General features: G+C 62.2%; 8 protein-coding genes, 2 tRNA genes, 3 rRNA genes and 1 other RNA gene. 5 read left to right on the top strand and 9 right to left on the bottom strand.

What is annotated here, in order from left to right; genetic code table 11:
• The first annotated feature begins 228 nt into the window (after positions 1 to 228).
• The 5 genes from GN331_RS00835 (at position 229) to rrf (ending at position 5,382) form a co-directional block, all read left to right on the top strand.
• Positions 229 to 1,773: ribosomal RNA gene (locus GN331_RS00835) — 16S ribosomal RNA — on the top strand.
• 76 nt (positions 1,774 to 1,849) lie between these two features.
• Positions 1,850 to 1,925: transfer RNA gene (locus GN331_RS00830), tRNA-Ala, on the top strand.
• Between the two features lie 19 nt (positions 1,926 to 1,944).
• Positions 1,945 to 2,021: transfer RNA gene (locus GN331_RS00825), tRNA-Ile, on the top strand.
• Between the two features lie 221 nt (positions 2,022 to 2,242).
• Positions 2,243 to 5,115: ribosomal RNA gene (locus GN331_RS00820) — 23S ribosomal RNA — on the top strand.
• A gap of 154 nt (positions 5,116 to 5,269) precedes the next feature.
• A 5S ribosomal RNA gene (rrf, locus tag GN331_RS00815) occupies positions 5,270 to 5,382 on the top strand.
• Together the 16S, 23S and 5S rRNA genes with 2 tRNA genes alongside form the textbook arrangement of a ribosomal RNA operon.
• Before the next feature lie 85 nt (positions 5,383 to 5,467).
• On the opposite strand, the gene GN331_RS00810 is transcribed toward rrf, so the two are convergent.
• From GN331_RS00810 to GN331_RS00770, 9 genes are all read right to left on the bottom strand, one after another.
• The gene (locus GN331_RS00810) at positions 5,468 to 8,578 is read right to left on the bottom strand and encodes an error-prone DNA polymerase (protein WP_156639504.1); all 3,111 of its coding nucleotides are present in this window, start codon (positions 8,576 to 8,578) and stop codon (positions 5,468 to 5,470) included.
• Positions 8,575 to 9,996, bottom strand: a complete 1,422-nt coding sequence (locus GN331_RS00805; protein ID WP_156639503.1) for a Y-family DNA polymerase — start codon at positions 9,994 to 9,996, stop codon at positions 8,575 to 8,577. The genes GN331_RS00810 and GN331_RS00805 overlap by 4 nt, the downstream gene beginning before the upstream one ends.
• Positions 9,997 to 10,005: 9 nt before the next feature.
• Positions 10,006 to 10,638, bottom strand: a complete 633-nt coding sequence (gene imuA, locus GN331_RS00800) for a translesion DNA synthesis-associated protein ImuA (RefSeq protein WP_156639502.1) — start codon at positions 10,636 to 10,638, stop codon at positions 10,006 to 10,008.
• A 149-nt stretch (positions 10,639 to 10,787) separates the two neighbouring features.
• A complete protein-coding gene (gene rpiA, locus GN331_RS00795) occupies positions 10,788 to 11,435 on the bottom strand; it encodes a ribose-5-phosphate isomerase RpiA (RefSeq protein ID WP_156639501.1) in 648 nt (215 codons plus the stop codon).
• On the bottom strand, positions 11,432 to 11,905 hold the full coding sequence (locus GN331_RS00790) for an EVE domain-containing protein (RefSeq protein WP_156639500.1): 474 nt from the start codon (positions 11,903 to 11,905) through the stop codon (positions 11,432 to 11,434). Before GN331_RS00790 ends, rpiA begins: the two co-directional genes overlap by 4 nt.
• Positions 11,902 to 12,495 (bottom strand): 5-formyltetrahydrofolate cyclo-ligase, encoded by a 594-nt coding sequence (locus GN331_RS00785; protein ID WP_156639499.1) that lies wholly within the window; start codon positions 12,493 to 12,495, stop codon positions 11,902 to 11,904. Before GN331_RS00785 ends, GN331_RS00790 begins: the two co-directional genes overlap by 4 nt.
• A 9-nt stretch (positions 12,496 to 12,504) precedes the next feature.
• Positions 12,505 to 12,688: non-coding RNA, 6S RNA (gene ssrS, locus GN331_RS00780), on the bottom strand.
• Between the two features lie 137 nt (positions 12,689 to 12,825).
• Positions 12,826 to 13,131 carry a cell division protein ZapA gene (locus GN331_RS00775; RefSeq protein ID WP_331713314.1) on the bottom strand — a complete coding sequence of 102 codons (306 nt, stop codon included), beginning with the start codon at positions 13,129 to 13,131 and terminating at the stop codon, positions 12,826 to 12,828.
• Positions 13,128 to 13,349, bottom strand: coding sequence for a TIGR02449 family protein (locus GN331_RS00770; RefSeq protein WP_156639498.1), 222 nt, complete (start codon positions 13,347 to 13,349; stop codon positions 13,128 to 13,130). The genes GN331_RS00775 and GN331_RS00770 overlap by 4 nt, the downstream gene beginning before the upstream one ends.
• Between the last annotated feature and the right edge of the window lie 62 nt (positions 13,350 to 13,411).

Below are 13,411 nucleotides of genomic sequence, written 5' to 3'. Positions count from 1 at the left end.
AGGGAGAAGGCGCTGAGGCCGATCCCATTGATCTTTGACAGTGTGCGCAGGTGACTTGTGCGGGCGTCTGGCGGGTGGATAACTGTCCATCTTGCAGACGTTCGTAACAGAGCAACAAGTCAATTCAAATGGTAAGCAAGCAATTGCGAGCCAGCGAGTGATTTCGAGCCTGGGACGACGACTGCACTCAAGCAATTTGGCAAGGACTTTTGTCCGAACCGCAAAACTTAAGTGAAGAGTTTGATCCTGGCTCAGAGTGAACGCTGGCGGCAGGCCTAACACATGCAAGTCGAACGGCAGCACAGCAGTAGCAATACTGTGGGTGGCGAGTGGCGGACGGGTGAGGAATACATGGGAATCTGCCCTGTCGTGGGGGATAACGTAGGGAAACTTACGCTAATACCGCATACGACCGGAAGGTGAAAGCGGCGGACCGCAAGGCGTCGCGCGACTGGATGAGCCCATGTCGGATTAGCTAGTTGGCGGGGTAAAGGCCCACCAAGGCGACGATCCGTAGCTGGTCTGAGAGGATGATCAGCCACACTGGAACTGAGACACGGTCCAGACTCCTACGGGAGGCAGCAGTGGGGAATATTGGACAATGGGCGCAAGCCTGATCCAGCCATGCCGCGTGAGTGAAGAAGGCCTTCGGGTTGTAAAGCTCTTTTGTCCGGAAAGAAAAGTTCGCGGTTAATACCCGTGGATTATGACGGTACCGGAAGAATAAGCACCGGCTAACTTCGTGCCAGCAGCCGCGGTAATACGAAGGGTGCAAGCGTTACTCGGAATTACTGGGCGTAAAGCGTGCGTAGGTGGTTCGTTAAGTCTGATGTGAAAGCCCTGGGCTCAACCTGGGAATGGCATTGGAAACTGGCGACCTAGAGTGCGGTAGAGGGTAGTGGAATTCCCGGTGTAGCAGTGAAATGCGTAGAGATCGGGAGGAACATCCGTGGCGAAGGCGACTACCTGGACCAGCACTGACACTGAGGCACGAAAGCGTGGGGAGCAAACAGGATTAGATACCCTGGTAGTCCACGCCCTAAACGATGCGAACTGGATGTTGGGTGCAACTAGGCACTCAGTATCGAAGCTAACGCGTTAAGTTCGCCGCCTGGGGAGTACGGTCGCAAGACTGAAACTCAAAGGAATTGACGGGGGCCCGCACAAGCGGTGGAGTATGTGGTTTAATTCGATGCAACGCGAAGAACCTTACCTGGTCTTGACATCCACGGAACTTTCCAGAGATGGATTGGTGCCTTCGGGAACCGTGAGACAGGTGCTGCATGGCTGTCGTCAGCTCGTGTCGTGAGATGTTGGGTTAAGTCCCGCAACGAGCGCAACCCTTGTCCTTAGTTGCCAGCACGTAATGGTGGGAACTCTAAGGAGACCGCCGGTGACAAACCGGAGGAAGGTGGGGATGACGTCAAGTCATCATGGCCCTTACGACCAGGGCTACACACGTACTACAATGGTGGGGACAGAGGGCTGCAATCCCGCGAGGGTGAGCCAATCCCAGAAACCCCATCTCAGTCCGGATTGGAGTCTGCAACTCGACTCCATGAAGTCGGAATCGCTAGTAATCGCAGATCAGCATTGCTGCGGTGAATACGTTCCCGGGCCTTGTACACACCGCCCGTCACACCATGGGAGTTTGTTGCACCAGAAGCAGGTAGCTTAACCTTCGGGAGGGCGCTTGCCACGGTGTGGCCGATGACTGGGGTGAAGTCGTAACAAGGTAGCCGTATCGGAAGGTGCGGCTGGATCACCTCCTTTAGAGACTAAACGGACGGCATGATTGCCCGTCCAGGCGTCCGCACAAGTGACCTGCATTCAGAGCGTCCCGGCACACGGGGCCATAGCTCAGCTGGGAGAGCACCTGCTTTGCAAGCAGGGGGTCGTCGGTTCGATCCCGACTGGCTCCACCACTCGCCCTGCCTGACATTTGGGTCTGTAGCTCAGGTGGTTAGAGCGCACCCCTGATAAGGGTGAGGCCGGTGGTTCGAGTCCTCCCAGACCCACCAACTCTGAATGACAATTGCGCACACAAAAAGATTAGAGACGCCCCTGGCGCTGAAGCCTTGTGCGTGTTCTTTGACAATCGGGATGTAGCGAGCGTTTTGAGACGAATGTCCATGACGTGTCGTAGAGGCTAAGGCGAGGTGCGAGAGCACCTTTATTTGAAGTGATAAGTCGTTTTACGTTCGCAAACGACGTATGACCCTGAGGCGACTTGGGGTGATATGGTCAAGCGAATAAGCGCACACGGTGGATGCCTTGGCGGTCAGAGGCGATGAAGGACGTGGCAGCCTGCGAAAAGTGTCGGGGAGCTGGCAACAAGCATTGATCCGACAATGTCCGAATGGGGAAACCCACCCGCAAGGGTATTGCATGGTGAATACATAGCCATGCAAGGCGAACCCGGGGAACTGAAATATCTAAGTACCCGGAGGAAAAGAAATCAACCGAGATTCCGTCAGTAGCGACGAGCGAACGCGGAGCAGCCCAAAAGTCCGTACGGTTTTAGCAGAACACGCTGGGAAGCGTGGCCGTAGATGGTGACAGCCCTGTATGCGAAAGGGCCGTACGGATGAAATTGAGTAGGGCGGGGCACGTGAAACCCTGTCTGAACATGGGGGGACCATCCTCCAAGGCTAAATACTCCTGACCGACCGATAGTGAACCAGTACCGTGAGGGAAAGGCGAAAAGAACCCTGGTGAAGGGAGTGAAATAGATCCTGAAACCGTGTGCGTACAAGCAGTCGGAGCCCGCAAGGGTGACGGCGTACCTTTTGTATAATGGGTCAGCGACTTACTGTTTGTGGCGAGCTTAACCGTATAGGGGAGGCGAAGGGAAACCGAGTCTGATAAGGGCGCATAGTCGCAGGCAGTAGACCCGAAACCGGGTGATCTAGTCATGCCCAGGGTGAAGGTTGAGTAACATCAACTGGAGGCCCGAACCCACTCCCGTTGCAAAGGTAGGGGATGAGGTGTGATTAGGAGTGAAAAGCTAATCGAACCCGGAGATAGCTGGTTCTCCTCGAAAGCTATTTAGGTAGCGCCTCGGACGAATACTGCTGGGGGTAGAGCACTGTTATGGCTAGGGGGTCATTGCGACTTACCAAACCATGGCAAACTCCGAATACCAGCACGTACTATCCGGGAGACACACGGCGGGTGCTAACGTCCGTCGTGAAAAGGGAAACAACCCAGACCCACAGCTAAGGTCCCAAATTTATCGCTCAGTGGTGAACGATGTGGAAAGGCACAGACAGCCAGGAGGTTGGCTTAGAAGCAGCCACCCTTTAAAGAAAGCGTAATAGCTCACTGGTCGAGTCGGTCTGCGCGGAAGATTTAACGGGGCTAAGCGATAAACCGAAGCTTGGGGTGCACAGCAATGTGCGCGGTAGAGGAGCGTTCCGTAAGCCGATGAAGGTGGATTGAGAAGTCTGCTGGAGGTATCGGAAGTGCGAATGCTGACATGAGTAACGATAATGGGGGTGAAAAGCCCCCACGCCGAAAGCCCAAGGTTTCCTTGCGCAACGTTCATCGGCGCAGGGTGAGTCGGCCCCTAAGGCGAGGCAGAAATGCGTAGTCGATGGAAAGCTGGTTAATATTCCAGCACCTCGCGTCAGTGCGATGGGGGGACGGAGAAGGGTAGGTGTACCGGGCGTTGGTTGTCCCGGGGAAAGCAGGTAGGCGGATCCTCTTGGCAAATCCGGAGGGTCATACGCCGAGCAGCGAGACCAGGCCATTAGGCCGAAGTCACTGATCCCACGCTTCCAGGAAAAGCCCCTAAGCTTCAGCTGACGCAGACCGTACCGTAAACCGACACAGGTGGGCAGGATGAGAATTCTAAGGCGCTTGAGAGAACTCGGGTGAAGGAACTAGGCAACATGGCACCGTAACTTCGGGAGAAGGTGCACCGCTTCTGGTGGCCCATGCGGGCTATAGCTGGGAGCGGTCGCAGAAACCAGGCCGCTGCGACTGTTTATCAAAAACACAGCACTCTGCAAACACGAAAGTGGACGTATAGGGTGTGACGCCTGCCCGGTGCTGGAAGGTTAATTGATGGGGTCAGCCGCAAGGCGAAGCTCTTGATCGAAGCCCCAGTAAACGGCGGCCGTAACTATAACGGTCCTAAGGTAGCGAAATTCCTTGTCGGGTAAGTTCCGACCTGCACGAATGGCGTAACGACAGCGGCGCTGTCTCCACCCGAGACTCAGTGAAATTGAAATCGCTGTGAAGATGCAGCGTTCCCGCGGCAAGACGGAAAGACCCCGTGAACCTTTACTACAGCTTTACACTGAACGTTGAGTTCGTCTGTGTAGGATAGGTGGGAGCCTGTGAAACCGAGGCGCTAGCTTCGGTGGAGGCAACCTTGAAATACCACCCTGATGTGCTTGACGTTCTAACCTGGGCCCGTAATCCGGGTCGGGGACCGTGTATGGTGGGTAGTTTGACTGGGGCGGTCTCCTCCCAAAGAGTAACGGAGGAGCACGAAGGTACGCTCAGCGCGGTCGGACATCGCGCACTGTGTGCAAAGGCATAAGCGTGCTTGACTGCAAGAGCGACGGCTCAAGCAGGTACGAAAGTAGGTCTTAGTGATCCGGTGGTTCTGTATGGAAGGGCCATCGCTCAACGGATAAAAGGTACTCCGGGGATAACAGGCTGATACCGCCCAAGAGTTCATATCGACGGCGGTGTTTGGCACCTCGATGTCGGCTCATCACATCCTGGGGCTGTAGTCGGTCCCAAGGGTATGGCTGTTCGCCATTTAAAGTGGTACGCGAGCTGGGTTCAGAACGTCGTGAGACAGTTCGGTCCCTATCTGTCGTGGGCGTTGGAGATTTGAGAGGGGCTGCTCCTAGTACGAGAGGACCGGAGTGGACGAACCCCTGGTGTTCCGGTTGTCACGCCAGTGGCATTGCCGGGTAGCTACGTTCGGAAGCGATAACCGCTGAAAGCATCTAAGCGGGAAGCGCGCCTCAAGATGAGATCTCCCGGGACACAAGTCCCCTGAAGGAACCATCAAGACCAGGTGGTTGATAGGCACGGTGTGTAAGCGGAGCAATCCGTTGAGCTAACGTGTACTAATGATCCGTGAGGCTTGACCATATCACCTCAAGCCGCCTTATCCTCGACAACACGTCGATGGCATTTGTCTCTATAAGCTCCACCAAAACTCGCTACGTCCCACCCCTTGAGAGCGTGAGCGCGATCAATCCCCATGGCTTGCCATGGCGATCGAACCGCGACCCTCCACCCTCTCCCTGGTGACAATAGCGCTGTGGCACCACCCGATCCCATTCCGAACTCGGAAGTGAAACGCAGCCGCGCCGATGGTAGTGTGCATCCGCATGCAAGAGTAGGTCATCGCCAGGGCCTTACACCAAACCCCGCCAGCAATGGCGGGGTTTTTCTTTGGGCGATCGAAACGTGGTCGAACCTTAGTCAAGGTTTCGCCGGGTTACCTGAAATCCCGCGACGTCGCATCCAGCCGCCCCAACAACGTCGCCAGGTTCGTCAATCGCTTTGCGATCAAATGCTGCACGCCGTCCTTCGATTCCAGCCGTCCTTCGACCGCAAGCAATCGCGACTCCAGCAAAGGCCTTCGCTGCTCATCGGCCACATGCCGCCACACCACGACATTCACCAGCCCGTCCTCGTCCTCGAGCGTCAGGAAGGTCACGCCACTCGCCGTCTCCGGCCGCTGGCGCAAGGTCACCAACCCGGCGAATGAAACGCTCCGCCCGTGCGGCATCGCACGCAATTCCGACGAACGTCGAAAACGCCGCGCCCGCAATTTCGAACGCAGCAGTTGCAGGGGATGTTTGCCGAGCGTCAGACCCGTCGTCGCGTAGTCGGTACGCATTTCTTCGTCGGCAGTCGGAAGCGGCAATGCCACCGTCGCCTCGGTCGTCGCGCCGATCGCATCGAACAAGGGACGCTGCGCCTCCACCCCCGCCGCCGCCCAACGCGCCTTGTGACGATGCCCCGCGAGTGCGCGCAGAGCGCCGGCATCGGCGAGCAACCCACGCCCACGCGCATCGAGTTCGCCGCGCACGCACAAGTCGGTGACGTCCGCGAATTCCGACACCCCGCGCGCCGCCATGATCCGCTCCGCATCCATCTGGCGGAATCCATCCACCATCCGCATCCCCAACCGCATCGCCGGTTGCGAACGCGCATCGCCGAGCGGCTCGAGCGTGCAATCCCAATCGCTGTAACGCACGTCGACCGGCCGCACGATCACGCCGTGCCGCCGCACGTCCTGCACGATCTGGCTCGGCGCGTAGAACCCCATCGGCTGCGAATTGATCAGCGCCGCGGCGAAGGCCGCCGGCTCGTGGCACTTCAGCCACGAACTCGAATACGCGATCAACGCGAAGCTCGCCGCGTGCGACTCCGGAAACCCGTAACTGCCGAACCCTTTGATCTGCTCGAAGATCTGATCGGCGAACGCGCTCGTGTAGCCGTTGCGCAGCATGCCGGTGATGATCTTCTGCCGATGGTGTTCCATGCCGCCGTAGCGTTTCCACGCGGCCATCGAACGACGCAACTGATCGGCTTCGCCCGGCGTGTAATCGGCCGCGACGATCGCCAGTTGCATCACCTGTTCCTGGAACAACGGCACGCCGAGCGTGCGCTTGAACACTTCGCGCAACGCCTCCGACGGATACGTCACCGGATCCTCGCCATTCCGCCGGCGCAGGTAGGGATGCACCATGTCGCCCTGGATGGGCCCGGGCCGCACGATCGCCACCTGCACCACCAGGTCGTAGAAGACGCGCGGTTTCAGGCGCGGCAACATCGCCATCTGCGCGCGCGACTCGATCTGGAACGTGCCGACCGTGTCGGCCTTGCGGATCATCGCGTACGTCGCTTCATCGCCTTGCGGAATGTCGTCGAGCCCGATGTCGCGCCGCCCACTCGCACGCAGCAGATCGAAGGTCTTGTGCACACACGTGAGCATCCCGAGCGCGAGGCAATCGACCTTGAGTAGCTTCATCACATCCAGGTCGTCCTTGTCCCACTGGATGACCGTGCGATCGTCCATCGCCGCGTTCTCGACCGGCACGAGCGTCGACAAGGGATGCTCTGAAATCACGAACCCGCCCGGATGCTGCGACAAATGCCGTGGGAACCCCAGCAAGTCGCCCGCGATCGCCAACACGCGCCGTAAAAGCGGCGATTCGGGATCGAACCCATGGTCGCGCAAGTGATCGGGCATCGGCACGTCGCTGTTCCAGCGATCCATCGTCTTCGCGATCTCGTCGACCTGGTCCGGCGGCAAGCCGAGCGCACGCGCCACGTCGCGCACCGCGCTGCGTCCGCGATACCGGATCACCACCGCCGCCAGCGCCGCGCGCCCGCGGCCGTAACGTTCGAAGACGTACTGCAGCACTTCATCGCGACGCTCGTGTTCGAAATCGACGTCGATGTCCGGCGGCTCGTTGCGCTCCTCCGACACGAAGCGCTCGAACAACATCTCCATCTGCCCCGGCTGCAGCTCGGTGATGCCGAGCGCATAGCACACGGCAGAATTGGCCGCCGATCCGCGCCCCTGGCACAGGATGTCGCGGCTGCGCGCGAAGCGCACGATGTCGTGCACGGTGAGGAAGTACGACTCGTAATGCAGCGTTCCGATGATCGTGAGTTCTTTCTCGATCAACTCGCGCGCCTTGGCGCGTTCGTGTTCCGTCGAGTTCGCCTTCGCCCAGCGCGCTTGGATGCCGTCCTCCACGAGTGCGCGCAGCCATTCGCGTGCGGTCTTTCCGGCCGGCACGAGCTCATGCGGATACGTGTACGCTAGTTGCCGCAGATTGAAAGTACAACGTTGCGCGATTAGCACTGCCTGAGCGAGCAGTTCCGGCGGATGGATCGCCGCCAGCGCCTGTCGCGTCCGCAGATGGCGCTCGCCATTGGGAAACAACGCACGGCCCGCTTGCGCGAGCGTGGTGTGCAGGCGGATCGCCGTCATCGTGTCCTGCAATGCGCGCCGGCCGCGCACGTGCATGTGCGCATCGCCGCACGCGACCATCGGCAACGACGTCGCTCGCGACAACGCACGGAACGCATCGAGCCGCGCGGTATCGTCAGGCCCGCGATGCAGATGCACGGCGAGCCACGTGCGATCGGAAAACTGCGCCTGCAACCACGCGGCCTCGTCCACATCGCGCGCATCCAGCCGCGGCACCCACAACGCCAGCAGACCATCGAGCGCTGCGCCTTCGAAATCTTCGCGCAGCAAACGATACGTGCCCTTGTCGGCCCGCCGCCGCGCCGCGGTGATCAACTCGCACAAGCGCCGATAGCCCGCCTGTGTCTCCACCAACAACACGCACTTCGGCCCGCCTTCGATCTGCATCTCACTGCCGACGATCAACGGCACGCCCGTCGCTTCGGAGGCTTCGAGCGCGCGCACGATGCCGGCGAGCGTGCATTCGTCGGTGATCGCGAGCGCGGCGTAGCCTTGTTGCTTCGCGCGATCGAACAACTCCCGCGCGCTCGACGCACCGCGCTGGAAACTGAAGTTCGACAGGCAGTGTAACTCCGCATAGGCCGGCAGTCGGCTCATGCGAACCACCCGTGCAGCATCAGGTGCGAAGGCGCGGGGCCCGGATCCACCGGTTCGCCCGCGGCGCAGAAGGCCCAGGCGCGCTGCCCGAGCGAGGTCTCCACGACGTAGTAATCGCGACGCACATCGCCGCCGTCCCACCATCCGCTTTCGATACGCTCGGGACCGGCGAGCACGCACAGCGCGTGATCGCGCAAGGGCAACACGTGCGGCAGCAGCCAACCCGGACGCAGGCGTGCTTCGGGCGCCGGCTTGCCCGACAAGGTGTGGCGTTCGGGCCGATGCTCCGGCGAATGCCCGATGCCGTGCACGGCGTCATCGCCCAGGCGTGCGCGCAGACGTTCGCGCAATTGCGGCCACGGGACATCCTGTTGCGCGCGTGTTTCGAACAAGTCGGGCGCCGCGGGCACGAACGGCGGCAACTCGTCCGCCACCAGGCGGAAGCCGCGCACCGGCGCCGGCAAACGCGCCTGGTCCAGACGTCCGCGCCCGAGTTCGAACAACATGTTCGCCTCGCGTTGCGGCGTGAGCAGGCCGACCGGCACCGTGCTGTCTTCGCATCGTTCGTGTTCGAGCACCAGCGTGTAGCGCTGCACGCCGCCGTCGCGTCCTGCGAGGAAGGCCGCCAGATCCTGCGTGAGTCGCCGCAACGGGAACAACAACGCCTGGCTGGATTCGACATCGGTTTCGAATTCGATGCGGCCTTCGAAACGATCCGGCGGCATGTAGCACTGCAGCGGTGCGATGCGATCGCCGCGCAGCGCGTCGAGATGTTCGAGCACCGCTTTCGGAAAACGGCGCGCGAGCGCATCGCGCGGCAACGCGAACACCTGCCGCAACGCGCGCAGGCCCATGCGCGAGAGCGCGAAGGCCACCGGCTGCGGCAATCCGCTGCGTTCGATCGGCAACTGGCCGAGCGCGTTGCGCAAGGTGTGTTCGTCGATCGCAAGCCCGTCGTGCACATTCGCCAGCACCCGCGCCGCATGCGGATTGGGCGCGGCGACGATGCGATGACGGAAGCCGAGTGCGCGCAACTCTTCGCGCATGCGCGCTTCCAATCGCGGCCACGGCCCGAACAGGCGCAGGCTGTGCCCGACTTCGAGCAACAACGCATGCGGCAGGTCCGTGCTCACCTGCGAACTGAAGCGATACGCCCACGCCGCGAGCAACGTGCGCTCGCGTTCGACGGCGTCAGGATCGTGATCGACCGCCTTGAAATGCGTGCTCAAGGCCTGCGCCGCTGCAAGCGACAAACCGGGGCGCAAACCGAGCATGCGCGCCGCCGGCGTCACCGAATGCAAGGTGCGTTTCTGCATCGGCCCTTCGACGAGCGCGATCGCCGTCGCGTCGGGCGTCTGAAGTCGGCGAAGGACACCGTCCATCGCCAGTTGCGGCAGGAGTACGCACGCCCATTGCATGACCGCGCCTCATCCCACCGTCGACGTCGCGGGGAAGGGGAGCGGCGAAGGCGGCACCAGCGCGCCGCGGCACTTCAGCACGCGCAGGCGATGCGGCGCGGTTTCGATCGCGATGCGCAGCGGCGCGGGCGAAGGATTCAACGCCGCATGTGCGTCGCGGAACGCGAAGCCCGGTGTCCGTCCGGTTTCGGCGGCCACCTGCAAGCGTCGCAATGCGCGATCGTCGGCTTTCTGCGGCCAACACAACACGGCCGCGCATGCGCCCGAACGCAGGCATTGTTCGGCGGCCCACAACGCATCGCGCGGATTGGCGTCGATGACCTGCAGCGTGTCGTGACGCAACCCCGCTGCTTGCCACGCCGGTGCGTGCGCGCGATAGGGCGGGGCGACGATCGCGATGATGCTGCCGTTGCCCTGGCCCAGGCGTGCGAGCGCGGGCCACACCAGGCGCAGTTCGCCGACGCCATCGGCAGGCAGGAGGATTTCGCTGAGGGCCGCCGACGGCCAACCGCCGCCGGGCAGCACCGCATCGAGCGCGACCCATCCGGTGGCGATCGCATCGGCCGGCGCCTGCGCTGCGGGTTGCCCGCGCCAGACGCGTCGCGCGGCGAGCAGGCCATCGAGGGCGACGACCGCGCTCATGCGCGAGGCCTCCGATCAAACGAAGGCGAAAGACTTGGGAAGAGAGAGAAACGTCGCATGGTTAGTAGCAATACTAACACCGGCGACGGGAAGTGGAAGCGGCCGTGCAGCGGCCGTTCCGCCTAAAGAATCAACAACTTGCCAAAACCTCACAGCAGGATCGGCGGCTCCCCACCCACGATCACCACGTCCGCCGGGCGCCGCGCGAACAAGCCCACCGCCACCACGCCCGGGATCTGGTTCAACTCGCGCTCCATCCCCACCGGATCGACGATCGACAGCCCATGCACATCGAGCACGATGTTGCCGTTGTCGGTGGTGACGCCATCGCGCCACACCGGCTGGCCGCCGGTGCGCTTGAGGATCTCGCGCGCGACCAGGCTGCGCGCCATCGGGATCACTTCGACCGGCAACGGGAACTTGCCCAGCACGTCGACGCGCTTGGCCGGATCGATGATGCAGACGAACTTCTCGCTCGCCTCGGCGATGATCTTCTCGCGCGTGAGCGCCGCGCCGCCGCCCTTGATCAGGCACTTGTGCGTGTCGCATTCGTCGGCGCCGTCCACGTACAAGGACAACGGGCCTGTCGCATTGAGGTCGAGCACCTCGATCCCGTGCGCGCGCAAGCGCTGCGTGCTCTGTTCCGAGCTCGACACCGTGCCCGCGATGCGGTCCTTGATGCGCGCGAGCGCATCGATGAAGAACGCGACGGTCGATCCCGTGCCCACGCCGACGATCATCCCGTCGCGCACGTATTCGATCGCCTTCTCGCCGGCGAGTCGCTTGGCTTCGCTCATTTTTGTTCCAGTTTCAGGAGTTGTTTCCACTGCGCGGCGGTCACCGGCAGCACGGACAAGCGATTGCCGCGACGCACGAGCGCGAAATCCTCGCCCAGTGCGTCGGCATGCGCCTTGATGTCTTCCAGCGTGATCACGTGCGCGAGCTTGCGCTCGAACGCCACGTCGACGAGCGACCAGCGCGGTTCCTCGCGCGTGCTCTTGGGATCGTAGTAATCGGATTTCTTGTCGAACTGCGTCGGATCCGGATACGCCGCGGTCGCGACCTTCGCCAATCCCGCGATGCCCGGCACCGCGCAACTGGAGTGGTAGAGGAACACGCCGTCGCCCGGCTGCATCGCGCGCATGTGGTTGCGCGCCTGGTAGTTGCGCACGCCGTTCCAGGGTTCGACGCCCACGCGTTCCAGATCGTCGATCGAGAACGTGTCGGGCTCGGTTTTCATCAACCAATAGCGGCGCGGGGGACTCATGGGGCAGGCACCGGATCGAAGAGATGCGTGTCCGCTTCGCTGCACAGCGCATCGAGCGGCATGTCCCAGGGTTGCGGCGACACGGTGTCGACTTGCTGCGCGGCGAACGCGGCGCCCACCAGGTGCGGCGGCGCCTTGTGGTCGCGGCGGAATGCGAAAGTGCGATCGTACCAGCCGCCCCCCATGCCGAGGCGATGGCCGCGCGCGTCGAACGCGACGAGCGGCGCGACCACGAACGCCATGGCCGAGGCCGGCAGCAGCGCGGAATTGGGGACGTCGGGTTCGGGAATGCCGTGCTTGTTCGACACCAGCGCCGCACCGCCGCGCCACGGCGCGAAGCGCAGCAGCCCGTCTTCGTGCAACACCGGCAGGCAGTACGTGCAGCCGCGTGGCAGGCGCAGTTGCCAGGACGACAACGCGATTTCGCCATCCATCGCCCAGTAGCCGGCGACATGGCCGGACACCGGTGCGAAGGGGAGGGAAAGCAGGCGATGGGCGAGCGCATCGGCCGCGGCGATCCGCGCGGGCGCGGGAATCGCGCGACGCCGCGCGCGGAGTTCCCTGCGGAGGGTGTCGCGCGAGAACGTCATGGAAAAAGAACATCCTCCGCCGTGAAGATGCGCGCGAAACGACCTTGAACCCGAGGTTCAAGTGGGAACGTTTGGCGACCATCGGGCTTCCCGCTCGTGGCGGACTTGCACACCCGGTCTCCGCTACATCCCCGGTGTCGTCTTAAAGGGACAAGGTGAATGTTTGCGCGCGCCGTCGACACAGCAGAGGACGCGAGGCGAAGTATAGCGCCGCGGTCGAAACGCGAAAGTCCGTTCGTCGGTCGAAACATGGCGTGGATTCAGCTGTGGACGCGACAAGCAATTCGAAATACGTGCACGCCGTCTCGACATGCGGCGTGCGCGTGTGGATCAGGCAGGCGGCGTGTCGAACAGATCGTCGAGGCGACGCTGCATCGCGCCGACGGTCTTCGCCAGTTCGCGGTCGCGGCGATCGCTGTCGCCGCGCATCTGCTGCAATTCGTGCGCAAGGTTGAGCGCGGCGAGCACCGCGATGCGGTCCACCGCGGCCAACTTGTTGCTGCCGCGGATCTCGCGCATCTTGTTGTCGAGCAACTTCGCGGCGGCGACGAGGCTGTCGCGCTCGTCCGGCTCCACGCCCACGGTGTATTCGCGATCCAGGACGCGGATCGTGACCGGCTCGCTGGACTTGCTCACGTGTGCTGCTCCAGCGACTTCAATCGCGTGATCATCGCTTCCACGCGCGAACGCGCCTGCTCGTTCTTCGCGAGCAACTGCGCGCGTTCGCCGGCCAGTTGTTCCTGCTGCGCGCGCAAGCTGCGGTTCTCTTCGGTCAGCCGCTGCGCGAGGGCAGCGAGCTGGTCGATGCGCGCGGCCAGGGCTTGCAGCTGGGCGAGGGAGTCGGCCGTATCCATTAGCGGAGGTTAGGCAGCGTACGGGGGGTGGTCAAGGCGCGTGACGCAGGGCCGCTCACGGG

The organism is Noviluteimonas gilva (genome assembly GCF_009740395.1).
Taxonomy (GTDB): domain Bacteria; phylum Pseudomonadota; class Gammaproteobacteria; order Xanthomonadales; family Xanthomonadaceae; genus Noviluteimonas; species Noviluteimonas gilva.
Note: the sequence above shows the minus strand (reverse complement) of the source record. Positions and strands in the feature narration are given on the sequence as shown.

Coding starts and splice junctions, on each gene's coding strand:
- GN331_RS00810 (WP_156639504.1), bottom strand. CDS start 8,578: ATGAGCCGACTGCCGGCCTATGCGGAGTTACACTGCCTGTCGAACTTC.
- GN331_RS00805 (WP_156639503.1), bottom strand. CDS start 9,996: ATGCAATGGGCGTGCGTACTCCTGCCGCAACTGGCGATGGACGGTGTC.
- imuA (WP_156639502.1), bottom strand. CDS start 10,638: ATGAGCGCGGTCGTCGCCCTCGATGGCCTGCTCGCCGCGCGACGCGTC.
- rpiA (WP_156639501.1), bottom strand. CDS start 11,435: ATGAGCGAAGCCAAGCGACTCGCCGGCGAGAAGGCGATCGAATACGTG.
- GN331_RS00790 (WP_156639500.1), bottom strand. CDS start 11,905: ATGAGTCCCCCGCGCCGCTATTGGTTGATGAAAACCGAGCCCGACACG.
- GN331_RS00785 (WP_156639499.1), bottom strand. CDS start 12,495: ATGACGTTCTCGCGCGACACCCTCCGCAGGGAACTCCGCGCGCGGCGT.
- GN331_RS00770 (WP_156639498.1), bottom strand. CDS start 13,349: ATGGATACGGCCGACTCCCTCGCCCAGCTGCAAGCCCTGGCCGCGCGC.